Origin of the sequence: Nostoc sp., from assembly GCF_036919595.1 — a bacterium.
In the GTDB taxonomy this organism is placed as follows: domain Bacteria; phylum Cyanobacteriota; class Cyanobacteriia; order Cyanobacteriales; family Nostocaceae; genus Nostoc.
The window spans coordinates 29,611-54,051 of record NZ_JBALCO010000095.1; the positions used below are offsets into that span (position 1 = coordinate 29,611).

The 24,441-nt window shown below is 41.8% G+C and carries 23 protein-coding genes and 1 pseudogene; 11 read left to right on the forward strand and 13 right to left on the reverse strand.

The annotated features are described in order from the left end of the window. The first annotated feature begins 285 nt into the window (after positions 1 to 285). Positions 286 to 2,685: an FAD-dependent oxidoreductase gene (locus V7K21_RS14340; protein ID WP_335175264.1), complete on the forward strand. Its 2,400-nt coding sequence runs from the start codon at positions 286 to 288 to the stop codon at positions 2,683 to 2,685. Positions 2,686 to 2,938: 253 nt separating this feature from the next. Here V7K21_RS14340 and V7K21_RS14345 read toward each other — a convergent pair. Both V7K21_RS14345 and V7K21_RS14350 read right to left on the reverse strand, forming a co-directional pair. After that, positions 2,939 to 3,387: pseudogene (locus tag V7K21_RS14345) on the reverse strand (PAS domain-containing protein). A gap of 219 nt (positions 3,388 to 3,606) precedes the next feature. Next, on the reverse strand, positions 3,607 to 3,840 hold the full coding sequence (locus V7K21_RS14350) for a Nif11-like leader peptide family natural product precursor (protein WP_335175266.1): 234 nt from the start codon (positions 3,838 to 3,840) through the stop codon (positions 3,607 to 3,609). A 451-nt stretch (positions 3,841 to 4,291) separates the two neighbouring features. On the opposite strand from V7K21_RS14350, the gene rplU reads away from it, so the two are divergent. The 4 genes from rplU to V7K21_RS14375 all read left to right on the forward strand — a co-directional run bounded on the left by rplU (position 4,292) and on the right by V7K21_RS14375 (position 6,921). Continuing rightward, on the forward strand, positions 4,292 to 4,699 hold the full coding sequence (gene rplU / locus V7K21_RS14355) for a 50S ribosomal protein L21 (RefSeq protein WP_273763262.1): 408 nt from the start codon (positions 4,292 to 4,294) through the stop codon (positions 4,697 to 4,699). A gap of 30 nt (positions 4,700 to 4,729) precedes the next feature. After that, positions 4,730 to 5,026: a 50S ribosomal protein L27 gene (rpmA, locus tag V7K21_RS14360; RefSeq protein WP_335175268.1), complete on the forward strand. Its 297-nt coding sequence runs from the start codon at positions 4,730 to 4,732 to the stop codon at positions 5,024 to 5,026. A gap of 508 nt (positions 5,027 to 5,534) precedes the next feature. Beyond that, positions 5,535 to 6,251, forward strand: a complete 717-nt coding sequence (locus tag V7K21_RS14370) for a molybdopterin-dependent oxidoreductase (RefSeq protein WP_335175270.1) — start codon at positions 5,535 to 5,537, stop codon at positions 6,249 to 6,251. Between the two features lie 376 nt (positions 6,252 to 6,627). Continuing rightward, entirely contained in the window at positions 6,628 to 6,921 is a 294-nt protein-coding gene (locus V7K21_RS14375) for a hypothetical protein (RefSeq protein WP_335175272.1), read from the forward strand. 239 nt (positions 6,922 to 7,160) lie between these two features. Here the strand turns inward: V7K21_RS14375 and V7K21_RS14380 are convergent, their stop codons facing one another. From V7K21_RS14380 to V7K21_RS14395, 4 genes are all read right to left on the reverse strand, one after another. Then, a complete protein-coding gene (locus V7K21_RS14380; RefSeq protein WP_335175274.1) occupies positions 7,161 to 7,850 on the reverse strand; it encodes a tetratricopeptide repeat protein in 690 nt (229 codons plus the stop codon). Positions 7,851 to 7,889: 39 nt separating this feature from the next. Next, on the reverse strand, positions 7,890 to 9,551 hold the full coding sequence (locus V7K21_RS14385; protein WP_335175276.1) for an NB-ARC domain-containing protein: 1,662 nt from the start codon (positions 9,549 to 9,551) through the stop codon (positions 7,890 to 7,892). A gap of 154 nt (positions 9,552 to 9,705) precedes the next feature. Next, positions 9,706 to 10,881, reverse strand: coding sequence for a hypothetical protein (locus V7K21_RS14390; protein WP_335175278.1), 1,176 nt, complete (start codon positions 10,879 to 10,881; stop codon positions 9,706 to 9,708). 236 nt (positions 10,882 to 11,117) lie between these two features. Next, on the reverse strand, positions 11,118 to 11,549 hold the full coding sequence (locus V7K21_RS14395) for a hypothetical protein (protein WP_442948883.1): 432 nt from the start codon (positions 11,547 to 11,549) through the stop codon (positions 11,118 to 11,120). Positions 11,550 to 12,007: 458 nt separating this feature from the next. Between V7K21_RS14395 and V7K21_RS14400 the strand changes: the two genes are divergently transcribed. Beyond that, positions 12,008 to 12,574: a PadR family transcriptional regulator gene (locus V7K21_RS14400; protein WP_335175282.1), complete on the forward strand. Its 567-nt coding sequence runs from the start codon at positions 12,008 to 12,010 to the stop codon at positions 12,572 to 12,574. Positions 12,575 to 12,713: 139 nt separating this feature from the next. Here V7K21_RS14400 and V7K21_RS14405 read toward each other — a convergent pair whose 3' ends face one another. From V7K21_RS14405 to V7K21_RS14415, 3 genes are all read right to left on the reverse strand, one after another. Further along, the gene (locus V7K21_RS14405; RefSeq protein WP_335175284.1) at positions 12,714 to 13,418 is read right to left on the reverse strand and encodes a CAP domain-containing protein; all 705 of its coding nucleotides are present in this window, start codon (positions 13,416 to 13,418) and stop codon (positions 12,714 to 12,716) included. A gap of 349 nt (positions 13,419 to 13,767) precedes the next feature. Then, the gene (locus V7K21_RS14410; protein ID WP_335175286.1) at positions 13,768 to 14,469 is read right to left on the reverse strand and encodes a CAP domain-containing protein; all 702 of its coding nucleotides are present in this window, start codon (positions 14,467 to 14,469) and stop codon (positions 13,768 to 13,770) included. A gap of 308 nt (positions 14,470 to 14,777) precedes the next feature. Next, positions 14,778 to 15,905, reverse strand: a complete 1,128-nt coding sequence (locus V7K21_RS14415) for an acyltransferase family protein (protein WP_335175288.1) — start codon at positions 15,903 to 15,905, stop codon at positions 14,778 to 14,780. A gap of 117 nt (positions 15,906 to 16,022) precedes the next feature. On the opposite strand from V7K21_RS14415, the gene V7K21_RS14420 reads away from it, so the two are divergent. Next, complete coding sequence (locus V7K21_RS14420) at positions 16,023 to 16,484, forward strand: peroxiredoxin (RefSeq protein WP_335175290.1); 462 nt, start codon at positions 16,023 to 16,025, stop codon at positions 16,482 to 16,484. Between the two features lie 79 nt (positions 16,485 to 16,563). Here the strand turns inward: V7K21_RS14420 and hpf are convergent, their stop codons facing one another. Further along, entirely contained in the window at positions 16,564 to 17,214 is a 651-nt protein-coding gene (hpf, locus tag V7K21_RS14425) for a ribosome hibernation-promoting factor, HPF/YfiA family (protein ID WP_335175292.1), read from the reverse strand. Positions 17,215 to 17,806: 592 nt separating this feature from the next. Here hpf and lipB point away from each other — a divergent pair. Both lipB and V7K21_RS14435 read left to right on the forward strand, forming a co-directional pair. Further along, positions 17,807 to 18,541, forward strand: a complete 735-nt coding sequence (gene lipB / locus V7K21_RS14430) for a lipoyl(octanoyl) transferase LipB (RefSeq protein ID WP_335175294.1) — start codon at positions 17,807 to 17,809, stop codon at positions 18,539 to 18,541. 183 nt (positions 18,542 to 18,724) lie between these two features. Then, positions 18,725 to 18,925, forward strand: coding sequence for a hypothetical protein (locus V7K21_RS14435; protein WP_273763239.1), 201 nt, complete (start codon positions 18,725 to 18,727; stop codon positions 18,923 to 18,925). Positions 18,926 to 19,003: 78 nt separating this feature from the next. On the opposite strand, the gene V7K21_RS14440 is transcribed toward V7K21_RS14435, so the two are convergent. After that, positions 19,004 to 19,759 (reverse strand): amino acid ABC transporter ATP-binding protein, encoded by a 756-nt coding sequence (locus tag V7K21_RS14440; RefSeq protein WP_335175296.1) that lies wholly within the window; start codon positions 19,757 to 19,759, stop codon positions 19,004 to 19,006. A gap of 262 nt (positions 19,760 to 20,021) precedes the next feature. On the opposite strand from V7K21_RS14440, the gene V7K21_RS14445 reads away from it, so the two are divergent. Further along, complete coding sequence (locus V7K21_RS14445) at positions 20,022 to 21,539, forward strand: ABC transporter permease subunit (RefSeq protein ID WP_335175297.1); 1,518 nt, start codon at positions 20,022 to 20,024, stop codon at positions 21,537 to 21,539. Positions 21,540 to 21,710: 171 nt separating this feature from the next. Here the strand turns inward: V7K21_RS14445 and V7K21_RS14450 are convergent, their stop codons facing one another. Next, a complete protein-coding gene (locus V7K21_RS14450) occupies positions 21,711 to 22,610 on the reverse strand; it encodes an alpha/beta fold hydrolase (protein WP_335175299.1) in 900 nt (299 codons plus the stop codon). A gap of 140 nt (positions 22,611 to 22,750) precedes the next feature. Then, entirely contained in the window at positions 22,751 to 22,921 is a 171-nt protein-coding gene (locus V7K21_RS14455; RefSeq protein ID WP_442948884.1) for a LysR family transcriptional regulator, read from the reverse strand. A gap of 563 nt (positions 22,922 to 23,484) precedes the next feature. Here V7K21_RS14455 and V7K21_RS14460 point away from each other — a divergent pair. Then, positions 23,485 to 24,372, forward strand: coding sequence for a lipid kinase (locus tag V7K21_RS14460; protein WP_335175303.1), 888 nt, complete (start codon positions 23,485 to 23,487; stop codon positions 24,370 to 24,372). The last annotated feature ends 69 nt before the right edge of the window (positions 24,373 to 24,441 follow it).

Here is a 24,441-nt window from a genome sequence, read left to right on the forward strand (position 1 = left end):
ACAATAACTTTTAAAACTCAATAAGTATCAAAAAAGATTATTTAACACCCAAGGAGTAGCTTGATAACCCTATTAAGCATGAGTTAAATTGACTATTAATATGATAGGTTACATTTTTATGTTAATAAAGATACTTTTAAAATACTTGATAAGTAATGTTTGTAACAAATGCCAAATAATAAGAAGTTCTTAACCTACGCCAAGCCCCAAAGCAGCCGATTTAATATCATTAATGGGCAAGTTAATGCATTTTTTTTGTACTGCAAAAAATCGAGAGAATCTTTAATGAGTAACCTATTGCCGGACAATGATGTAAAAATTTTAGTAATTGGGGCGGGAGTAAGTGGTCTAACAACCGCGATATGTCTGAGAGAGCTAGGTTTTAGAGTTGTAATTGTTGCAGATCGTTTTGCCGCAGATTTAACCTCTATTGTGGCAGGTGCATTGTGGGAATGGCCACCAGCAGTCTGTGGTAGTCATGGTGCTCCCAGATCCCTAGAACGCTCTAAAGACTGGTGTATGACTACCTATAATAAATTCAAGAAAATACACGCAGAGTTTGGTTCAGAAGAAACAGGACTTTATTTGAAGGATGCGTATTTCTATTTCAAGGATGTTTTGGAAAATCGACCTACTGAACTTCGTAAAATGAATGAGTTGAAGGATAAGGTTGATGGATTTGAAAGAGGCTTACAGATTGTCAAAGAAACGATTGATTTGAGTTTTAAAGGAGGTATAAAAGATGCTTATAAACACATGGCTCCGACGACAAACACTGATGTCTACATGAAGTGGTTACTTCAACAGGTAAAGGATATTGGATGTGAGATCATTCAGGAAAAAATCACTGTCAATGTAGTTCAAAATGAACAGGAACTACTTCGTCGTTTTAATGCAAAGGCAATTGTTAACTGTGCTGGACTAGGTTCGATAGCAACTACAGGGGATACTTCCATGTATCCCTTGAGGGGCGCACTTGTCAGGGTTAAGAATCTAGGTAAAGTTGTAACAGACGCTCATTGTATTTCCCACGAAGAATCTTCTTTAAATGAGCAAGACATCGTTTACATAGTTCCTAGAGGGGATGATTTGGTGGTCTTGGGAGGATTAACACAGCAAGACCAATGGAATACAGACCTATCTCTTGAGGTTCCAATTATCCGACAGATGTATGATGGCTGCTTGGAGTTTCTACAGGAATTAAGAGAACTCCCACTAGATGAAAAGGAGCCTGTTAGAATTGGTTTACGACCATTAACAGAGGAAAATGTTTGTGTAGAAAGGGTTTTAAACACACACGTATTTTATAATTATGGACATGGAGGGTCTGGAGTAACTCTGTCGTGGGGATGTTCACAAGAAATTGTCCAGTTGGTACAAGAAATGCTCCGTGAGGAGGCAAATCCAGTTGCATTGAACAGTAGTAAAATAGATAGCAATAAGCAGACTGTCTTTGTGCTGGATGATATGCTATCCAGCAAAACTGATTTTAGCCATATCCGATCAGATAATAGAAATCTAGTTTTACTCTGTAGTAGGGAAGGACTCAGTAAGGTTGTACCCTCCCAGTATCAACACTTGGATCTTGTGCGGATTGTAGAACCTTATAATTTGCAAAATCTGCTCCAAACCTATCAACAGATTAAGACTGAGTATAAACTTTTGGGTGACAACTGTCAGATTGTCACCAATGATCAGTATTCAGTGCTGTTAGCTGCACAGTTGCGTGAAGCTCTAAATCTTACAGGCGATCGCCCAACGATGATCCGCCAGTTTACCGATAAGAGTTACCTCAAATCTACCCTCAAAAATTCCCTGATTCGGGTGCCAAAGTATCTAATTTTTGCTCAAGACCAATACCGTAAAGAGCCAGTTTCATACTTAAAGTTTGTTCTAGAAGAACTAGGTAATCACATCTTTATCAAACCAGTTACTGGAGCCGGAAGTGAAAAAACCAGAAGAATTCATACTATTGATGAATTGAAAGCCTGGTGTGACAGCAATGTAGATTCAGATGAAGAATTTGAATTCAATGAATTGATTACAGGTCAACTATACAATACAAGTGTTGTCATCAAAAACGGTCAACCTTGTTATTTTGCTGCTTGCAAGCAGTATCGACCTAATGATGAGTTCATTTATGGTCATCAAATCGGCAATATTATTGTTAGAGAAGAAGATCCAGAATTTCATAAACTTTGGCAATTTTCAAGTGATACGTTACAAAGTTTAGAACACGGTTACCCCAAAAATGGTGTACTCAATATTGATTTATTCCTCCAAGAAGGTAGCGAAGAACCGATTCTGATGGAAGTAGCTGCACGCACCCCTGGAGGGCTTGTATCGAGAATGTTTGACATATATCAAGGGGTACGTTTAAACGAGTTACATCTCCAATTACAGATTGGTGATTCTCCTGACATAATTCTTAAGGATAGGAATGAGTGGAAGTACAGTGCTTCCTCGATTCATCCCAAGCAGGACGGCGTTGTTACAGCAATTGAGAAGCCAATTCTCGAAAGTGATGTAGAAATTTCTTGGCAGATTTATTTGGAACAGAGACTGAAAGGATCACAAAGTACGAGGGATGTTGCCATTGCCATTCTTTTGAGCAATCATGACTATTCAACCCTTCAAGGGGATTATGAGGTAGCCAATTCTACCAATTTCTACAATACTAAGTAATAATTTTTTCGCAGGCTGAAGCTAATTCTCTAAGCTCGACTTTATCCATTTTTTCGCAACAGGCTCACTATCGCTAAAACCTTTGTAGGACAGTAGTTTTACTTTATTAACTTCATCGATAATCTGTGACGGGAAAAAAGTATTTGCCAAAAAGCCAGGGTTTTGGCCGGATAAAGAAAACTGAGTTCTTAATTTTGGATAAAGTCGAGCTAAAATTACAGCTAGAAATTATTTTCCCCTGCTCCCATCCTCTTCAAGTACGTCCAGTGAGGTTGGCAACTACAGCTGCTAACTCGCCCGCATTAACTGGCTTGGGGACATGGAGTTGAAAGCCTGCCAACAGGGCTTGCGGTCTTCAGCCCTAGCATAGGCTGTCAGCGCCACTGCTGGAATTTGTCCTCCTTGGTCTTTTGGCAGCGCCCTAACTTGACGAATTAGTGTGTAGCCATCTTCTTGTGGCATACCAATATCGCTCACCATGTCATCTTTGCGGATGTATTCGTTCTCAAAAGGCTGACACACACCTTTGGTTTCGAGTTGTACGATCGCACTGTTGCTTGCTTCAATATATTCTGGTGCTATCATGTCGCGCCATCGAAGCCCTGCTAGTAAATCCTCTTGCGAATAACCTACCATTCTTAAAAAAGCATCATTAGCCTCTGCGATCGCTCCGTCCATATTGGCTACAATTACCCCAATAATGTTGGACTATAACGACCTGCGATCGCCGCTTAATTCTGTACAGGGTATTGTTAAAATACAGTTATCCTAACTTATGAGTTAAGCAGCTGGGGAAATGGAAAGCATAGTTGCTTCGTTTAACAGGAATGCCCCTAAAGGAGATGATGCAACGATATCCCCTTGAGGAGCAAAACTTGTCAATTCAGTTGTTCCTAAACTTTCGGATTCCTAGAACAGGAATTATCTAGGATTAATGTGGCGTCTAATCCCCCATCCTGGATTGACAATGGCGGCTAAATCTTCTTCAGACAATTTGCTGATTTCACTGTCCAATTCTTCGAGGGTGAAATCATAGCCTTGCTCTTGAGCAATCTTGATAAAGGCTTCAGGGTCAGCTGTTACTTTGAGTCTTTGTTGTAATGCTTGATCTTGTTTTACGGCTTGAAAAAGTCGGGTAGCATTTTGCTGTGTCATGATAGTCTATCTCCTGTTTTAAATATCAGGTTTGAATGTAGTAATTTTACTCCTGTGGATTCACTAAATTCTGTGAACAACTTTTAGATTAAGCTTGTAAGTTTAATTTTAAAACAAAGAATAAAAATGTGTTGATTCTGATAAGAAAATATAAGTTTTAGTCTAAATATTTCTCCTACTTTGTAAAAGTCAGTCCTAAGATGGAAGCAGTCTTTAACTAAAAAGCATTAATTCTGAATTTTAAATGCACTTTAGATTTTTTGGATGGGTGAGCAGCCATGACGGCTTTTGGTAAATGAAAGCTTGACTTGACACCTGTTAATAAAATAGGATATTAGATTGTCTGTCTAATTCCTGCTCGGATCAGGTAGACATATTACAAAAGCTGGTAAAGGCGTCTTTATAGGAGATAAAGACCAGCTACCTGTACGGCAACCTCAAGGACAATTCCATGACCTACGCAATTATTGAAACTGGCGGTAAACAAATACGAGTAGAGCCAGGGCGGTTTTACGATATTGAACTGCTTACGACAGAACCAGATGAAAAAGTTACAATAGACTCCGTATTACTCGTGCAGCACGATGGCGAAGTCAGCATTGGACAGCCACTAGTGACAGGTGCGACTGTAGAAGGGACTGTACTGCGACATTTCAGGGGTCGTAAAGTCCTGGTATACAAAATGAAGCCGAAAAAGAAAACCCGCAAAAAGCGGGGGCATCGTCAAGAAATTACCAGACTTATGATTGACTCCATCACTCTTAACGGTGCAGTGTTTGCTGCCCAAGGAGAACCGGAGAAGGAAACCCCTGTTGCAGATGATACTCCTGCCGAAGAAGTTGAAACCGCTGCTGAATAATAAAAAGAAGTAGATACACAAGAGGAAATCATGGCTCATAAGAAAGGAACAGGTAGTACACGCAACGGTCGTGATTCTAATGCCCAACGTCTGGGTGTCAAGCGTTATGGCGGTCAAGTTGTACGTGCAGGAAACATTCTCGTGCGTCAGCGCGGCACCAAATTTCACCCTGGTAATAACGTCGGTATTGGTAGCGATGACACTCTGTTTGCCTTAATCGACGGTGTTGTAACGTTTGAGAGAAAGGGCAAAACCCGTAAAAAAGTTAGTGTTTATTTACCCGTAGCTGCTGCTGAGGCAGCCCCTGCTGAGACAGTAGCAAGTTAGAGTCGTTTGGGTGGGTAATAGTGCCCACCTTAACCCTCTTTTGTCACTTTGGGAAAATAATAATCGAAGCAAGATTTTGAAACTTTGATTTAGTCGAGCTTTGAGCCAATATTATCTAACAGTAACTAAAGTTTGTATCCAAAACTGGAAAACTGAAACTCTGAAAGGCTTTCAACGATTGGCTTCTCCCAGAGTGACGAAAGAGGGTTAATCGCTAAGTTAGCGCTCACATGATGGTCAGATTTGCATAAATATTTCCAATACTTCTTTAAAAGCCGCTTTGTTCCTTTGTTGCCCATAGATTACTATCAGAAGCATCAAAGCGCACAGGTTATTCACCAACAAAATATTACACAAAGAAATTGGATTGCGTAGCTGGCGTAGCGATCGCAGCCACAACAATCGTTATTCTTCTCGGTTGAGATGTGCAGATACAACTTTGGCTGGCTCCATGCCCTGAAGGTAGGAAGCATCCGTCTAATTAAGTCTATGTTCGTGTAGAGGTTCCATGAGTCTGATTCTTCCCAAACGCACCCTATCCCGTCGGCGGTTACTGCAACTATCTGGACTTTCAGGCGTAGGCTTTCTTTTAGGTGGCTGTGGGACAAATTTGCTCTCAGATAATGTGTGGCAAATATCTGAGCCACTGAATGAACGTTTTGAAGCACTCCTGCTAAGTCAGAAACCAGTACCGGAATTTCCTGTCAGTGCCATAGAAGCAGACAAATTGCTGATTAATACCTTTGACTTCACCCCGCAAATTGATCCGGCGCAGTTTCGGCTGAGGATTGATGGCGAGGTTAGTAATCCGATGCAATTGAGCATGGCAGATATTCAAAAACTTCCCTTGACTTCAATGGTAATTCGCCATATCTGTGTTGAAGGCTGGGCTGCAATCGTTGAATGGGGAGGCGTGCGATTACGAGACTTAGTAGCGCTGGTACAGCCTAAGTCAAACGTCCGCTATGTCTACTTCAAATCTGCTGATGGCTATTATGAAAGCTGGGATCTTGCCTCTGCTGTACATCCGCAAACTCTCATGGCTTATCAAAAGAATGGACAACCTTTATCAGTTGATAATGGTGCGCCGATGCGCCTAGCATCCCCAATTAAACTAGGCTACAAGCAAAGCAAGTGGGTGACTCAAATTACCTTCGTCAGCAATTTGTCACCTACTAAAGGCTATTGGGAGGATCAGGGCTATGAGTGGTTTGCAGGGTTATAGTCACGCGATATGCGACTTATTCTTGTAATATGTCATTGCGATCGCAACGAAGTCGAGTTACAGCTATTTTCAGGGTTTGAGATTGCCACGCTCTGATCGCAATTGATTTGTGTTTAACCGCAGATGATATTATGGCGATCGCCTCAAGAAAAGCGATCTGTTTTCACCAAAAAAGGCTACAGCAGTAATCTGGTAGCCTTTTCAAGGTATTTTGTATTCCTGCAAAAGTCGAATGAACTGATGCTCATTAATTTGCTCAGGGTTTTTCAATGAGAACATCAAAGACTCATTAGCCTGTGATTGCGATCGCAACGCAGGGGAGCAAAGCAATCACAAGGACTCAGAGATTGCTTCATTTTGCTTTGCTCCATTCGCAATGACAATTGGGCATTTTTATTACTTAGACTACTCTAACGGAGTTAAAAGCCTCGTTAACGGAGCTAAAAGCCTCGTTAACGGAGCTAAAATACTCGTTAACGGAGCTAAAATACTCGTTGACGGAGATAAAATACTCGTTGACGGAGCTAAAATACTCGTTGACGGAGATAAAATACTCGTTAACGGAAATAAAATACTCGTTAACGGAAATAAAATACTCGTGGACGGAGATAAAATACTCGTTAACGGAGATAAGATACTCGTTAACGGAGTTCAAAGGCTCATTAAGTAGGTAAACAAAAATATTTACAGTAATTGCGATCGCACCCTTGGCAAAGCATATCCTAGAGAAGTAGTTCTAGGTTGTGCGATCGCATTATTTTGCTTCACTGCATTTGCAATGATATTGTGTAATTAATTATGTTGCCTACTTATTAGACTGGGATTTGAATCCCAGGCGGGTAATGCAGCCGATGCAGATTACCTAAATTGCTGAAACCAACGCCAGACAAAAGCAACCATTTTCCTGAATCAAGACTGACGATTCTGCCGCAAGTATTCCAGATTCTTACGAATGGTTATTGTATTGGGATGATTTGCCCCCAACCGTTGTTGTGCGATCTCTAAAGCTTCGATATACAAAGGTTCGGCATCGCTGTACCTTCCCTGTGATTTGTAGAAAAGTGCCAAATTGTTCAGGCTAGTTGCCACATCCGGGTGTTCATCCCCCAGCAGGCGTTTTGTCATCGCCAAAGCTTCGATGTACAAAGGTTCGGCATCGCTGTACCTTCCCTGTGAATTGTAGAGGAGTGCCAAATTGTTCAGGCTAGCTCCCACAGATGGGTGTTCATCCCCAAAACGTTTTCTAGTAACTGATAAACTTTGTTCATGCCAAGGTAAAGCTTGTTCATAGGCTCCTTGACCTTGGTAAAATCTACTCAAGCCCAAAAAAGGCGAAATTAAATCATCATCGCTTAACCAAGCCTGGTAAACTGTAGCAGTTTCTGCAAGGTGTGGGATAGCCAGGGTTGCTTGAGCAATGTCTCTCAATGTGGGTGTCTCAGGAATATCCTGTGCTACGGCTACCATTGCTTGACAATAGCCACGCTTGAGTTCATCTGCTTCAGCTAACTCTTCTAACTTGTCACTCAAGAATTCTCGAATCAGCTGATGCAGTTGGTAAGTTTGTTCTCCAGTGCGCTGAAGTAAACTCAGATTCACTAGGTAATCATCTCTAACATCTTCTAAATCTTCTGAGTCTTAGTTGGGTAAACACCTTTCCACTAAATACCAAGGAATGGGAGCTAGAGCAAAAATACTGAGCAAACACCCCAATTTTTGGGCTTGGTTATGTAGTTCCTGCCAACTTAATTCAAAAGCAGCAACAACTCCTAGTCGTGCTGTCATTTCTGCCGATGGCTCTTGCATTGAACGATGTGTTAGCAGCTTATCTGCTAATCTTTGCCGCATTTTAGCTAGAGATACATCTGGTTTGCGTTCCAAATATCGCCCTACTAACTCTAAACCTAAAGGCAGAAATCCTAAATCAGCACAGAGTTGTTTTGCCTCGTTTAGTTCCCTTTGTACACGCTTATCCCCAACAAAAGAAATCAGCAATTCCAAAGCGGCTACTTCCTCCAAAACCTCTAAGCATAACCGCTCAAAGGACTGCCCCAACCACTGTTGGCGTGTAGTAATGAGTATTTTAAACCTTGGCTCGGTTGGTGGTAGGTAGAGTTTTACCTGTTCATATTTATTAACATCATCGAATAGTAACAGAACATCGCCTGCTTGCCATTGCCGCCAGATGTAATTAATCTGAGTTTGTAAATCGCAATCTTCCGGTAGCTGCAAACCTAACTTTGCTTTAGCAAACACCACAATCTGAGTTCCCAAATCTTCATCCCTCACCCGCAACCAGCAAACGCCGCCAGGGTATGTGTTTTCCTGCCAATGATGTTGAGCATATTGCAGCGCTAGTTCAGTTTTGCCGATACCACCCACACCAGTAACAGTGGTAATGGCGACTCGTTGCGTTTGCTGCAACTGTTGGTGTAGCGTTGCAAGTGCTTGTTCTCGTCCGACAAACTTTTTAACGCCACTGCGGAGAAGATTTTGTGGTGAAGTGAGCGTTCCTACACGATACTCTTCTCTATCTCCATCCCAATTTTGCTTATATAAATAGATGGGAGCTTGGTTTTTGTTTAATTGCTCCAAACGCTGTTTAACTTGTTCCGCAATTATTTTCATATTCGGCGGAAAAATCTCAGTAGATGCTTGCTCTAAAGCCTCCCGCACAGCTTGAGAAAAGTATCCTGTTTTATTGTCAGAATTTACCTTAGCTGTCTCTCCTTCCCGCGTAGCCAGTAACACAAATTGTTGACTATCTTTCCTTGGCTGACCATTCAAAAAAGTTTTCCCAGGTAATTCACCTGATTGACACCGTAGCAATAAAGGAAAATTAGCACAGGCATCAACAATACAAATATGATTACGAATCTGAAATTTATCTGAAGCCAAATAAACTAATAAAGAATTCAAATTTAAGTTCTGGTAATTCCGTTTATTTGCATCAGCACAAAGCAACCTTCGCTCTCGTCCTGGCGTAATTAAACCATGTCCCGCCCAAAAAATGTAGAGCAAATCCCCCGACTTTGGGGATAAAAAGTTAGTCACAATGTCGGAGATATTTTGCTCTGTTGCTAACTCTATAGTTAACCCACATTCCCCAATTAACTGATGATTTTCTTCCAGCGCAGATAAACATAACCGAATATTCTCCCTCGGTACACCGCGCCGATGCAGCCAATCAGCAAATTTCAGCGCGTCGTCGGCTGGCCCTCCACCCGTCACATTCCAAGCAGATTCGTAGTACTTTTCAATACCCACAATTAAGCCAAAAGTCCGCTCAGGTTTAGCCATCAACTGCATGATGACCTAGCCTCTGATGTTATCTGGAAAATACCTAACGCCCTAACCCCCTTCCCTAGTAAGGAAGGGGGAAAATTTAAAGCCTCTCTCCTTTTAGGGGAGAGGTTTGGAGAGGGGTTTTCTAGATACCGTAAAAAGTAAACCATTATGGCAACCTCGAAATAATCGCCTCCCAGGTTTTGGCATTTGTCCAATAAGCACCGTGAGAACGAGGAAATGGTTGTCTGCTATCCACCACCACATCCTGCACACGCTTAGGGAAAATTCTATTACCCACATAACTGAGAAAATCCCGTAAATCGTAGATATTCAACCATTGAGGGAAATGCTCTGGCAATAACTGCCCATATTCTAAGCTGTAGAGGGCGTTAATCTCATATAAAAATGGTGCTTGGGAACCAACTGTTACCAATAATTTCACCTGAGATAACTGCTGCTTTACTAGCAAATCTACACAAGCGATACCTCCCAAGCTATGGGCGAGTAAAACCACAGGCGGTTCTGCTTGTTCTATTTGTTGCTGGATAAACGCCCTAATTTTTTCACCCCGCGTCTGATACAACAAAATATCACCAGGCATAGGCGAAATTTCATCAGTTAGTTCAAGGCGTTTTCCTCGGACATAATTTGTTCCGCCGTACTGTGCTAGTGCAACAAATGGCTTTAATAACCAGCCACCTAATCCTAACTCCGCCTCTGTCAAAGCCAGAGTCAGCAATTCCACAACTTTATCGCGCAATTGGGCATCGGTGAGTATGGGGGGAAATTTTTCTTGCTGTTCGCTAAGAAACATTGCTTGAGCCACAACTGCTCTAGCTATTGGTGCATAATATTCACTCAAATCAGATTCTGAAACTGTGAGCAACGCCCGTTTATACGGTTCACTGTGGATAACCGCCTCTCGTGCTGGCTCAAATACCTCTGCAATTCCCGCCTCTTGTAACTTAGCTTCCAGTTGAGATGCTGGTGTGAGACTAGCTACACGAGATTGTAAAACATCCCCTGGTTCTTCCCCAAAGGGATTTCCTGCCTCAATCGGTTTCAAAGACAACAGCCGTAATTCATAGAGAGGGTCACGGTATAATTGCCCCCACAACACAATATCTGCGTCTTCTTCTGGTTGAGATAAAGCCAGTGTGGCATCTTCCAAGGGTACAGATGCCAGATTATCATTGAACTTTGCACCTAATTCACCCCAAAGACAAGGAGAAACTTTGATGTCAGGACGTTGGGCGTGAATCTTTTGCTCTATTATCTCAAAGGTTTCGTTATATTCTCGTTCTCTAATGCCAGTGCCATGTACAAATATTACCGTGGTCATTGTGATAAGGATGGCTAGCGATGCCTGGGTTGGGCTATGCCTACGCAAAGCTTCTCCTCTGTATTATTCATGACCATGTTATCTGATACAAGATAACTTTCCGTAAAAATTGAAGAAAAAGACAAGGGGACAAAGTGAGAAATCATAGGGTGGGCATTGCAATGCCCACCCTAGTTACTGGAGTTAATTCAGATAAAATCCACTGTGTGGCTACTGAAAATCGCTCTAAGTTACCCTTAAACCTTAGTCATGAGAAATCTTGATATCTCCGCATGTGCCAACACAGCACCAGGTTCGCGCTGAAGAGCGTTGTAATACTTTCTCTCGAAGGTATTGCCTGTCTCTAACGGTACAATCAACGTGCGGACATCAGCAATCAACTTTTCAAAATCATCCATTGATATCGGTTCATCTGCTTCGAGCATTTCATCAACTTGCACAACCATCTCAGAAATGCGATGTAGCCAAGCAAATTGTTCATGAGCGATAACTAGCTGAAGTAATTCTCCGCTTGATACTCGTCCACTAACCTGTTCGTAGGCAATGCGTTCTGTCTCCAGCAACGTCTTGTGAAGGTGGAGTAATTTGTTTCGTAAATCACGTAAATATTGATGTTGACGTATTCTTTGTGAAAGTGTGTTAGAAGTCAATGTTACCCATCCTCTCATTACAATAGTCTTCAAATGGCTTAAATAATTTCTGCGTCAATATTTTTATCACGAATAGACTGTAGCGAACAACTGGTTTGTTGAGTGATACACTAGCGATGAGTAGCATATCCAATGGTGGCATAGAGGCTCACCAGGAGGCTTGCCGCTCTGATCAGAACTTCTCACTTCCCTTCTGTTGACTGATGCTCCACGTAGCAAGATCCCCATAGGGGTACGGAAGCGGCACTCAAAATACATCGCTACTTCATCACTCTCTTGTGCAAACAGCATCATTAGCCATCTGCCCAACCTCAGTTCATGTATTCGGTTTCTTTGTTAGGACGCATGACAATCAACATATCTTTTTATAGCCGTTATATCTTATACTTGATTAATCATATATTAGCATAAACTTATAAGAAGTACATAGTCATAGAATCTATCGAGAAAATGTCAATTATGGGAAAACCGTCTTAATGTCGCTAGCATATGTAATTCTAGGTCTTCTTCAGCAGCAAGAAATGACGGGCTACGACCTGAAAACGAGCTGCTTTGATCAATGCATTGCCCATTTGTGGCCAGCAGACCAGGCACAAATTTACAGAACTCTCGATAAACTAGTTGAGCAAGGCTGGATTACCTGTAAGATTGAGATTCAGCACGATCGCCCCAACCGCAAAGTTTACAGTGTGACGGAGCCAGGGAAAGCCGAATTCGCCCGATGGCTTGGGACTCATCAGCTCTTACCAACTATCCGAGAACCAATGCTAATTCAGTTGCATTTTGCAGATCAGTTGTCAAATGAAACCATTATTCACCTACTGGAGCAACAACTGGCAGCTCGAAGCGAAAAGCTTGCTGAATGTGAAACCATCGATTTACCATCACTCAGTGATCAGTCTGCCAACCGTGAGCAAGTAATGCAAAGGCTCGTGCTGGAGTTGGTGATCCGAAGAGAACAGACTTATATTGATTGGTTGAAGATAGCGATCAGTGTTATCAATCACCAAAAGCCATATGCATCACATTATCAGATTCTATAAATCAAGACAATGGTAACAATAGCAGTTAATCCTTATCTTGATCGCAATTTTGCTCCAATCCGTGAAGAAATCACCACCGACAAATTGCCACTCATCGGTGAATTACCCCTTGACTTATCGGGGATGTTTGTGCGGAATATTATTTTTCACTATACCCCCCAGCGTAGTCAATTACGCAGATTGTTCTATATGATTTGTGAGTTCCATAAGCAACGCCAGAGACTTTAAAAGCGCCGTTAAAAATGTTTTTTCTATGACCGCGATCGCTCACACCATCATCAATAATTAACTGCATGACGATATCTTTAGCAGTCTTGGAACCATAACTGATATTTTCGCCTGCGGTTGTTTGCCATGTACCATAGCGGTTGATGCGAGTAAAGGGGTTGCTACCATCGCTACCATCATGACCTACAGCACCCTTTGGACCTTGGTCTTTAGCGTGGTCTTTTGCTCCTAAAGACATACCTTTAGATGCAGTCAACGCTCCCACAGGCCGTGCTGATTTCAGAAATGCGATCGCCTCTTCGACTGCTTTGACTCCTTCTTGAGTCTGTAAATAAAAATTCTTAGAAATTTTGACTCGGTTACCTTGGAAGCGCTTTTTATAGTTTTCCAGAATCGGGAGGTATGCTTTGGGATTTGTTCGTACCTTATTTGTTTCAACAATTACCTGTTGTTCCAGTGGTGAAAGATAACTCGCTTTTGCTAATAAAGTCGGACTGGCTGGTTGAACTACTGCTGGGTTAGAGTTTGTCACAGATGGGTTAGATTGAAACATTTGATTTGAGCAGCCGAATATCAGGGAAAGTGGCAAAAATACCCAAAATCTAATGCGATGCATTAATTACCTCACAATTTTTTCTATGAATTAATTTAGTGAATTAGAATAAGTAAGAATTTTCAACACATAGAGAAATTTGTAGACACTTCTTTATTCAGAATTTTAGAAGCGGCTTATTATCAGACATTAGAATTTCGATCAGTTTCCTAAGAAGAACAGAAATAAGTTGATCAAGAGTATAGATAACGCTGCTATTGTCTTTGTTCCTTAAGTATTAAAAAAAGATTACTTCATACATGTTGGAACCTAGCTAACAGTAGAACGTAAAACACAAAAAAATATTTTTCCGCCTGTTTTTCAGTACAATAACTCATAAACTTTGGTATTTTTCCCTACTTCCCAACTCCAATTATTTATCCCTATAGCCATCAGCGTACTCAATTACACAAATTGTTCTATATAATTTGTGATTTCCATAAGCAACACCAGACACTTTAAAAGCACCGTTAAAAATATTTTTTCTATGACTGCGATCGGCAACACTATCATCAATAATTAATTGCATGACGATATCTTGAGCAGTGTTATAGCCATAAATAATATTTTCGCCTGCGGTTGTTTGCCATTTACCATAGCGGTCGAGCCGAGTATAGTAGGTGCTACCATCGCTACCATCATGACCTGTGGCACCTTTTGGACCTTGGTCTTTAACATGGTCTTTTGCTGCTAAAGACATACCCTTAGATACACTTAATGCTCCCACAGGAGGTACTGATTTCAAAAATGCGATCGCCTCATCAACTGCTTTAACTCCTTCTTGAGTTTGCCAATAGGTATTATTAGAAATGTTGACTAGGTTTCCGTCAAAGCGCTTTCTATAGTTTTCTAGAATCGGGAGGTATGACTGGGGATTTGTTCGTACCTTATTTGTTTCAACAATTACCTCTTGTTCCAACGATGAAAGGTAACTCACTTTTGATAAAGTCGGACTAGTTTGTGAAACTACTGCTAGGTTAGAGTTGGCTACAGACAGGTTAGATTGAAACAGTTGATCTGAGTAGCCAAATATCAACCCAATTGGCAAAAATACCCAAAATTTAAGGCGACGCATCCATTACCTCACAATTTTTATATGGATTAGACATCTTCAAAAAAGAATCTAAAACCCTTATTCTGTCTAGGTGAAAACCTAGTTTCTGAAGATGTCTATTAATAGTTTAAGTGAATTAAAAAAAATAAATCTGCAAACGCTTCTATGGCTTCTTGTAACCTTGATAACATTAAAATATAAATAAGTAAGTCGGCGTAAAAATTTGTTGTTGGTATAAAACAGGAGGCAGGAGGGAAGGGGGTTTTAGTCTAGTTTATCTTTCTTCACATAGTTTGGTTTTTTTCATTTTCTTCCACCTGCTTTCAAATTTACACCTTGAGAAACCAACGTTGCCGATACATCAGAACACCAACAACCCACCACAACAACACGGTGACTGTGGCAAACAACAGGGAACCATTCAGGACTCCCGCCCAAGATGCGAAAAAATTCTGGTAAATCCAATTATAGGTACTAGGAGCGTCTTTTCCTGTACCGATAGTGGTTTTCACTAAGATTTTAATCAACAAAACGGATGGAACGAAAAGAGCGATCGCATTTAAGCCCATAATTTCAAAAGGTTTACTCCAGCGACGATTCAGCCGGACTTCGATGAGTTCATAACAAGCTGCTAGCAAAAGTAACGCCCAACCGCTAGTGAAGATTACATAGGAACTTGTCCACAGCTTTTTGTTGATGGGGAATGTCCACCCCCACGCCCAACCGATAATTAAGCAACCAATTCCAAATAATCCTAACCCTAGACTTGTGCGTGACTGTACAGGTTGGCTGCGTATCCATTGACCAGTGAAGTAGCCAGCAAGGACGCTTACTATCGCAGGAATAGTACTGAACAGTCCTTCTGGATCTCCCATAAAGTTGAAACCATCACCCTTGTATAAATGTGCTTTGGGAATAATTAGGCGGTCAATATAAGCGCCGAAATTACCTTCCCGTGTCAGAACTCCTGCACCATAATCGGGTACTGGTAGATACATCATCGTTAGCCAGTAGCCGATGAGTAGCGCTGCTGCTAGTATCCATTGACCTTTACGCGGCAGGTTGAGAACTGCCAAAGAAGCCAGCAGATAGGTAAGGCTGATGCGCTGCAACACTCCCAGAATGCGGATGCTATTCAAATCAAAAGTCCAAACACCCTGATTCCAAAAGCCATTTAGTAGCAATCCCAAGGCAAAGAGAATGGCAGCGCGGCGTAAGATGCGCCTGTAAATAGTTGAGGTTGGTTTATTACCTTCAGTGTACTTTGACAGCGAGAAAGTCATCGCTACACCGACAATGAAGAGAAAGAAGGGGAATACCAAGTCAGTTGGTGTGCAACCGTGCCAATCGGCGTGGGCTAAGGGAGGATATACATCATCAGCGACTCCCGCCATATTGACAAGAATCATCCCAGCGATCGTAATGCCGCGAAAAACATCTAGTGAAGTCAGGCGCATAAGCGAAATTTTATCTTAGATGAGTATCTAATACTCTGCTTGATGCACTTAATCAAGCAAAATTTATAGACTTAGGATACAAGGTAAAATTTTATTAAGTAATTACCACCACTCGCTATGCCAATCAAAGTTGGAGATACCGCTCCTAATTTCACTCTACCTGCCCAAAACGGCTCAACAATTAACCTCCAAGATTTTCGTGGCAAAAAAGCTGTTGTCCTATATTTCTACCCCAAGGACGACACACCCGGATGTACATCTGAATCCTGCGCCTTTCGTGATCAGTATGAAGTGTTCAAAGCTGCTGGCGCTGAAGTTGTCGGCGTGAGTGCTGACTCTAGCGAATCTCATCAGCGATTTGCTACAAAGTACAATCTACCTTTTACCCTGTTAACTGACAAAGGCGACCAAGTGCGGAAACTATATGGCGCGACAGCGGCTTTTGGCTTATTCCCTGGTCGCGTTACTTACGTCATTGATGAACAAGGAATTGTGCAATACGTGTTTGACTCAATGTTTAACTTTAAAGGACATGTTGAGGAAGCACTGAAAACTTTGCAACAGCTTGCGGCCAAGTAAAAAGTTTTTAAACGCAAAGGTTAATGCAAAGAATACTCTGCGAACCTTTGCGTTAACTTTGCGCCCCTTTGCGTTTTAATTAGACTTTATTTGAATGCGATTTTTCCGGCATGACAATATTAGCGTGGGTTGACTTGCCATTCTTGCCGTTAGTATGACCGTTACTATTGCGGGGATGGATCACACCATAACCGCCGTGGTTACGTTCGTAAATTACATTAATTTCTCCAGTTTCAGAATTGTAGAACATATAAAAGTCGTGTCCTACGAGTTGCAGTTGTTCTAAGGCTTCTGCAAGGGTCATCGGCGGCATGGAAAAATATTTTGTACGCACAACTTCGTTGGGTAATTCGGGGGTGCGATCGCCAATTAAATCTGTGACTAACGACTCCGCAACAACTACTTCTGTTGGTTGGGCTTGAGTTTTCTGGTCTTGACGCCGTTCTTTGTATTTCCGCAGTTGACGAGCAATTTTATCTGCAACTAAGTCAATGCTGGCATATAGGCTTTCGCTACTTTCCTCCGCACGGATAACGTTACCATTTGCATAAATAGTTACTTCAGCCGCTTGTCTAGGACTAATTCGGGGATTACGGGCTACGCTAAGATGCACATCCACTTCATTTGTAATGCTCTGAAAGTGACTAACTGCTTTTTCAATTTTTTGATGTACATATTCACGAATTGCATCGGTGATTTCAATATTTTTGCCGTGGATGACAAGCTTCATGTAAACTCTCCCGGTGAATATTTGGATGTGTGAATTTGCTTTGTATGAAAAGAAGTTGCGGTAAGGTCTATTACTACCGCCAAAACAAATTGTGAACTCTTTGTATGTACTGCTCTGAGTTGTTGTCAAGTATACTCTTGATTTCTCTCCTCATCTCTGCACTGATATCAAAATTGGATTTCCACACAGAACTCTTTTGTGAGCAAATTTGAGTGGTAGCTCCCGTGACTACCTTCTCTTTTCAAGGAACGCTCACAGAACTGTTGATAGTTGCTCCTTCTGTGTTCGATTGAGGTTTGCTCACTGTTGAGCAAGAACACGAGTTTTTGTGGAAGTTTAATTCTGTTTTAAATGCAAACAATATAATTAGAGTCATCAGCCAGTACATTCGTTCTTGTTGTCTTGGCGTGATGATTATTGCAGAGAATTCCTCCTAAAACCTATTGAGGTTAATATTCAAGCTAGCACTTTGTATTTTCTAATGCAGCTTCCCTTGACTTTCCTTTAAAATCCTTTGCAAAGCTTGACAATTGTTGACTCAAATCTTCTAACTTGAAATATAGTTCGTTCCCAATCTCAGTTTATTTTTGACATGATCCATAGTGTAGAACCACACCAAAACCGTTGTTTGCTGTATAACCAAGGATTAATGCCTTACTTAGATGCTCATGGATGGCAGCGATCGCTCCTGACTGAGCGTATCCATGACCCCAGTCTAGATGACGTGTTAATTTTGCTAGAACATCCACCTGTCTACACTCTGGGACAAGGAGCCAACTCAGATTTTATCAAATTTGATATTGACCCTTCGGCTTCTGTGCGAGACGCTACGCGAACGCTCAGGGTAAACAGTCAGTATGATGTGCATCGAGTTGAACGTGGCGGTGAGGTTACTTACCATTGTCCCGGTCAACTGGTAGGGTATCCAATTTTAAATCTGCAACGTTATCGTAAAGACCTTCATTGGTACTTACGGCAACTCGAAGAAGTCATAATTCGCCTATTAGCAGTTTATGGATTGCAGGGAGAAAGAATTCCGGCTTTTACTGGCGTTTGGTTACAAGGGCGAAAAGTTGCGGCTATTGGGATTAAAGTTAGCCGTTGGATTACCATGCATGGCTTTGCATTAAATGTTTGTCCTGATATGACAGGCTTTGAGCGCATTGTACCCTGCGGTATTTCTGATAAACCTGTAGGCAGTTTAGCTGAATGGATTCCAGGAATCACTTGCCAAGAAGTGCGTTTTTATCTAGCCCAGTCCTTTGCCGAAGTCTTTAACGTGAAATTAGTCGAGTCGCAGCCTCAAGAATTTTTCCGGTTTGAGTAAATTCAGCTTGTAATTCTGTAATAAATACTATAGCAGTCCTATTTAAATTGTGAGACACTCATGAAAGTAGTCAATGTTTAATAATATCAAAATAACTATTTAACTACGGTTGTAAAAGCTATAATCTGATTATTTACAAATTTTTATACTAACTTTTTACGGCTCTCAAGCACAAATTTGCGCGTGAATTACTCAAATAATCTCCAGGTATATGCCCCATCGTTAACGTTTCTGAGAGAAGGTGATTGGATAGCTTTGATAGAACTATTTGATAGAGACGACGGTGATGAAATTGAAGCCGATATCAACAGTAGTTTATTTTGGCTGATACCTGAACCTTGTTGGGAAGACGATCCCTTTGATTTCTTGCGCGAGTACCTTTAAACAGTTATGACTGAACAGTTATGAAAAAACCTTTAATTGACAACTCCCAACTCCTAATTCCGAACTCCTAACTGCTAACTATCTAACATTGAGGCGACTGAGGAAAATACGTAGGCGATCGCTTTGGGGATTGGTCAGTACTTCATAGGCTGGGCCTTGTTCTGTCACAATACCTTGGTCTAAAAATATCACCTGATGGGCTACTTCCCGCGCAAATTGCATTTCATGGGTAACAACCACCATTGTCATCCCTTCTGCTGCCAATTGCTGCATCACTTGCAGAACTTCGCCGACGAGTTCAGGATCTAAAGCGCTGGTGGGTTCGTCAAATAGCATGATTTGGGGATTCATACATAAGCTACGGGCGATCGCTACTCGTTGCTTTTGTCCGCCAGAAAGTTGTTCGGGATAAGCAGAGGCTTTGTCATGTAAGCCGACTTTTTCTAAATATAATCTCGCTAATTGGGCACTTTCCTTCGGTGTTTTTCCCAAGACTTTCCGAGGGGCAAGTGTCATATTTTCTAGGACACTGAGATGAGGAAACAGGTTGAACTGTTGGAAAACCATACCTACCTGTGTTCGTAGTTGCCGCAGTTGGTTATAGTTGACAGTGGGTCGCGATAAGTTGATCCCGTTGATTATTAAACGCCCCTTGTCAATGGTTTCTAGGCGGTTAAAGCAGCGTAGTAGGGTACTTTTACCACAGCCGGAGGAACCGATAACTGCAACAACTTCTCCCCGGTTGATTTCGCCTGTGATTCCTTTAAGGACTTTTAGGGAACCAAAGTTTTTTTCGATATTGTCAAAAATAATGGCGGGGATGGTATTGTTCATTACTTATGTCAAGCTGTTCTACAGTTGATTGTAAGGTTTTTCATGTATACGTGCAGCAGTCCTAAAAAACGCCTTAGAATTCATTTTGAGGCTAATAACTAAAGTCTTCTAAAGAAGACTTAGTAAGGGTTTTAGTCTACTGAGGTAGACTTGAGCTAAAAGCCTGTGAAATTTATTTTTTGGCGGGAGATTGGACAGTTGCAAGATATAACTTGAACGAACCGCAGAGGCGCAGAGAGCGCAGAGGGGGAGAGAAAATAATATGGCTAAATTTAGTTTTATCTGTTGGCTGCGCTGGTGTGTGGTTGTAGGTTTTAGCTGTTTGTTACTGGCTGGCTGTGGGGTGAATTCTACTGCGGGGAAAACTCTACGGGTTGCTACGGAACCGGCGTTTCCACCTTTTGAGTTTCAAGGACAAGGTGGTAAGTTACAGGGTTTTTCCATTGATTTGATGAATGCGATCGCAGTTGCAGCTAACTTTAAGGTGGATTTTCAAAGTCTGCCTTTTGATGGCATTATCCCAGCTTTGGGAGCCAAAACGGTAGATGCGGCGATTAGTTCGATCACGATTACAGAGGAGAGGGCGAAGACGATTTCTTTTTCCCGCCCTTATTTTAAAGCTGGGTTAGCGATCGCAATCCGCGCAGATAATCAAAATATTACTGGCTTTGACAGTCTCAAAAATAAAAAAATTGCGGTACAAGTTGGTACAACTGGGGCTGCAAAGGCTAAGAGTATTCCTGGAGTGCAAATTCGCAGTTTTGATTCAGCACCTTTAGCCCTGCAAGAATTGCTTAATGCTAATGTGGATGCGGTAATTAATGATGCACCAGTGACTTTGTATGCTATTAATACGGGTAATCTCAAGGGAATTAAAATAGTACAGCAATTGCTGACGGAGGAATTTTATGGGATTGCTACAGCTAAAAATTCGCCGAATTTGGCATTAATAAACAACGGTTTCGATAGGGTGCTGAAAAATGGCACTTATTCCCAAATTTATCGAAAATGGTTTAAAGCCGAGCCGCCATCATTACCAGTTAAATCACCATTTGAGAACCATACTAGCGCTGGCGCACCTAAAATATTAACCTCAATTGGCGTGATTTTGCAGGCTTTTCCGACTTTATTACAGGGAGCTTTGGTAACGTTGCAATTGACAATGCTTTCTGTAGTGTTTGGTTTAATTGGGGGTTCCTTGATTGGTATTGTCCGCCTTTCTCATGTTGCACCTTTGCGTTGGGTGGCGAGGGCGTATGTGGATTTTTTCCGGGGAACGCCTTTGTTAGTGCAAATTTTTATGATTTACTTCGGTTTACCAGCAATTTTACAAGAACTTGCTTTGACATTTACTTTTGATCGTTTGGTAGCTGGAGTAATTGCCTTAAGTTTGAATAGTGCTGCATACATTGCCGAAGTTGTCCGTGCTGGGATTCAATCAATTGAAACAGGACAAGCAGAAGCAGCACAATCGTTAGGTTTGAGTTCTATGCAAACCATGAGTTATGTAATTTTTCCCCAAGCTTTCCGCCGGATGATCCCACCGTTAGGTAATGAGTTTATCAGTTTGTTGAAAGATACAAGTTTAGTTGCAGTGATTGGTTTTGAAGAATTGTTTCGCAAAGGACAGCTAATTGTCGCCGATAATTATCGCGCTTTTGAAATTTACGCGGCTGTAGCTTTGGTGTATCTGTGTTTAACGTTACTTTCTTCACAAGCATTTAGTCGCTTAGAAGTGTGGATGAATCCGGTTAAACGGCGGAGGAAGTACGATACTTAATAATTCTTAAGTGATTTTTAAGACTTACTTTAATTTAAGATTGCTAATGACCTCTTTGCCAGCCGGGCACGTGGGTGGTGGCTACTGGTTGTCTTGCTGGTTTGATGCCGACTCTTTCTAGGTGGATTTCTTCCTGTTTGCCGACAATCGGGATTTTTTGTGACCCTACATCTATGAATGAGCGATATCTTCGATAGCTTGTTTCACCGCGTCAGGCTCCTCTGCGGGTAGGCAGTGGCCGATGTTATGCAAAACCCTGCGTTCGTAGCGATTTATGAACTGGCGCTCCTGCCCTTCGGAAGTCGAGGGTGGATCTACAGGGTCGCTATCTCCGTGCAGCACGATGGTTGGACATGAGATCACGGGTTTTTCCGCTAAACGCGTCTCGAACTCTTCCAACGCCGGATCACCTGGAGCATATGCATTACGGTGACGATAGGAGTGGATGGCTGTCGGTACGAAGTCGGGACTCTGGAAGGATTTTGCAGTCGTCGCGAACAGATCCTCATCAAACTGCCAAGTAGGAGACCATGCGCTCCACATTAGTTTGCAAAGTTCGTTTCGATTTTCCTCAAGACCTCGCTGCCCTCGCTCCGTTTGGAAATACCACTGATACCAGAGTTGCTTCTCCTGTTCTGCGGTTTGAGGGGTGGTCGCTGACTTTGCAATATCCTGGACGGTATATCCGCCAACCGACACCAGAGCGCGAACCCGTTTCGGCCAAAGTGCCGCTGCAACGCATGCGGCACGTCCACCCCAGTCATAGCCGACGAGCGTAGCGCGTTCAATGCCTAGAGCATCAAGCAGATCAACAACGTCTTTTCCTAGTGCAGCTTGTTGTCCCGAACAAAACACCTCTTTCGAGAGATACCGGGTTGGGCCGAAGCCGCGCAGGTAAGGCACAATCACCCGGCGATGGTTGCTCATGATGCGATCGCGCACGCCGTCATACTCGCGCACATTGTAGGGAAAGCCGTGAAGCAGAAGAATCGGCTCCCCAGAATCCGGGCCAGTCTGCTCATAGGCCACACTGAGTGCCGAGGTTTTCGCCGTATGACAAGTAGTCTCCATCAATATGATCCTCCTAGCTACTCAGATGCATTGGCAATTTTCTTGTCCAAATACGAATTCTCACTCTTCCTAGTTTGACATCATCTCTAGATACTGCATAGCCTGACGAGCATGATATAAAATGCGCTCTCCAGCAGGTGTCAGCACCGCACCATGACGCCCTCTAGCAAATAAAGGACACCTAGTTCTTCTTCTAAGGTAGTGATCGCATGACTAATCGTAGGCTGGGAAAGCTGCAATTCTAAGGCTGCCTCACTAAAGTTACCACGATCTGCTACTGCAACTATAGCTCGAAGTTGGAAGATTTTCATGGTCAATTGACAAGAACAAGATTATACATATCCTGACTTTATTGTGGCAAAAAGGTAATACCTAACCTTGTTCAAAATTAAACCGGATTCCTCTAGAAGGAATTAGTATAAATAGTCCCTTCCGAGTCGTAGACAATTTCCAATCTGCCACAGCATGAATTGATATATAAATAAATGTCTTCTCAGCCAAAAGTTAAATAATTATAACTATTAATAGTATTTATACAAACATGTATCTATACCAAGAAAAAATATCCTATTGTTTAGCATTATTTTCTGGGTATTATAATATTGGCAAAAATATTTATCTTATAAATAAAAATACTTAAATCTAGTCATTTAGTGAGTAATAATTATGTTGAATGAATATTAACACACCGAGGGCTAATAAAGATAAACTAGATAAAATAGAAGTTAAAAATTAGTAATCATAACATTATAAGTATTGACGAAATGAATTGTTAATAACGGTCATAACAACTTAAACACTTTTTTATAGTCAACTTAAAACAGAATACATGGATGCGGATAATTTAACCTATCAACTACAAAAGTTACTACCCATGAGTTCCCGCGCACTGCTATTAGTAAATCGTCATGCCCGCCAAGGGCAAAAGGGTCTGTTGGAAGCAATTCAATATCTGAAGACACTCGGCTTTGATTTAATTGAGGAGTTTACAGAAGACCCCAAACATGTTGCGGAAGTTATATTTCGCTATCAGTATCAAGTTGACTTAGTAATCATTGGTGGAGGAGATGGGACTCTCAATGCCGCAGTAGATGCTTTAATTGATACTCAGTTGCCCTTAGGAATCTTGCCTCTGGGAACTGCCAACGACCTAGTTAAGACTTTGGGAATCCCGAATTCCCTCAGCAAAGCTTGCAAAATTATTGCCTATGGAAATTTACGCCGCATCGACTTGGGTTGGGTGAACGGCAAGCACTTTTTTAACGTTGCCAGTATGGGATTGAGTGTAAAAATTACCCAGCGACTTACCAAAGAAGTCAAACGCCGTTGGGGAATATTTGCTTATGCTGCCACTGCATTGCAAGTGATTTGGGAAGCTAGGCCTTTTACTGCGGAGATTGTGAGCAATGGTGAATCAGTTCGTGTGAAAACAGTGCAAATTGCTGTGGGTAACGGTCGCTATTACGGGGGTGGCATGGCAGTGGCTCACGATGCCACAATAGATGACCAAAGGCTAGATCTCTATAGCTTGGAGATAAAACATTGGTTGCATATTATACCAATATTCCCGGCAATCCGAGAAGGGCGACATATACATTGGCAAAGTGTACGCTCTCTTCAAGGTAAAGAAATAGAGGTGCATACTCACAAACCACGCCCTATCAATACAGATGGTGAAATCACTACCTACACACCTGCTCATTTTCGCGTTATACCTAAAGCTATAGCTGTTTTAGTGTATCCCCTCAATACTTCGGGGTAGAAAATTATTCTGGCATCCACGACCCACCAAATAGATTAGAAGAAGATTTCTCCTGAATAATGGTTGCTA

Excerpts from the sequence above, each read along its gene's own strand:
- V7K21_RS14375 (WP_335175272.1), top strand. The coding sequence starts at position 6,628 with ATGACAATTGGGCATTTTTATTACTTAGACTACTCTAACGGAGTTAAA.
- V7K21_RS14445 (WP_335175297.1), top strand. The coding sequence starts at position 20,022 with ATGGCTAAATTTAGTTTTATCTGTTGGCTGCGCTGGTGTGTGGTTGTA.
- rplU (WP_273763262.1), top strand. The coding sequence starts at position 4,292 with ATGACCTACGCAATTATTGAAACTGGCGGTAAACAAATACGAGTAGAG.
- V7K21_RS14400 (WP_335175282.1), top strand. The coding sequence starts at position 12,008 with ATGTCGCTAGCATATGTAATTCTAGGTCTTCTTCAGCAGCAAGAAATG.
- V7K21_RS14370 (WP_335175270.1), top strand. The coding sequence starts at position 5,535 with ATGAGTCTGATTCTTCCCAAACGCACCCTATCCCGTCGGCGGTTACTG.
- V7K21_RS14440 (WP_335175296.1), bottom strand. The coding sequence starts at position 19,759 with ATGAACAATACCATCCCCGCCATTATTTTTGACAATATCGAAAAAAAC.
- V7K21_RS14385 (WP_335175276.1), bottom strand. The coding sequence starts at position 9,551 with ATGGCTAAACCTGAGCGGACTTTTGGCTTAATTGTGGGTATTGAAAAG.
- hpf (WP_335175292.1), bottom strand. The coding sequence starts at position 17,214 with ATGAAGCTTGTCATCCACGGCAAAAATATTGAAATCACCGATGCAATT.
- V7K21_RS14410 (WP_335175286.1), bottom strand. The coding sequence starts at position 14,469 with ATGCGTCGCCTTAAATTTTGGGTATTTTTGCCAATTGGGTTGATATTT.
- V7K21_RS14350 (WP_335175266.1), bottom strand. The coding sequence starts at position 3,840 with ATGACACAGCAAAATGCTACCCGACTTTTTCAAGCCGTAAAACAAGAT.
- V7K21_RS14460 (WP_335175303.1), top strand. The coding sequence starts at position 23,485 with ATGAGTTCCCGCGCACTGCTATTAGTAAATCGTCATGCCCGCCAAGGG.
- V7K21_RS14455 (WP_442948884.1), bottom strand. The coding sequence starts at position 22,921 with ATGAAAATCTTCCAACTTCGAGCTATAGTTGCAGTAGCAGATCGTGGT.
- V7K21_RS14340 (WP_335175264.1), top strand. The coding sequence starts at position 286 with ATGAGTAACCTATTGCCGGACAATGATGTAAAAATTTTAGTAATTGGG.
- V7K21_RS14450 (WP_335175299.1), bottom strand. The coding sequence starts at position 22,610 with ATGGAGACTACTTGTCATACGGCGAAAACCTCGGCACTCAGTGTGGCC.
- V7K21_RS14405 (WP_335175284.1), bottom strand. The coding sequence starts at position 13,418 with ATGCATCGCATTAGATTTTGGGTATTTTTGCCACTTTCCCTGATATTC.
- V7K21_RS14420 (WP_335175290.1), top strand. The coding sequence starts at position 16,023 with ATGCCAATCAAAGTTGGAGATACCGCTCCTAATTTCACTCTACCTGCC.
- V7K21_RS14415 (WP_335175288.1), bottom strand. The coding sequence starts at position 15,905 with ATGCGCCTGACTTCACTAGATGTTTTTCGCGGCATTACGATCGCTGGG.
- V7K21_RS14395 (WP_442948883.1), bottom strand. The coding sequence starts at position 11,549 with ATGAGAGGATGGGTAACATTGACTTCTAACACACTTTCACAAAGAATA.
- V7K21_RS14390 (WP_335175278.1), bottom strand. The coding sequence starts at position 10,881 with ATGACCACGGTAATATTTGTACATGGCACTGGCATTAGAGAACGAGAA.
- lipB (WP_335175294.1), top strand. The coding sequence starts at position 17,807 with ATGATCCATAGTGTAGAACCACACCAAAACCGTTGTTTGCTGTATAAC.
- rpmA (WP_335175268.1), top strand. The coding sequence starts at position 4,730 with ATGGCTCATAAGAAAGGAACAGGTAGTACACGCAACGGTCGTGATTCT.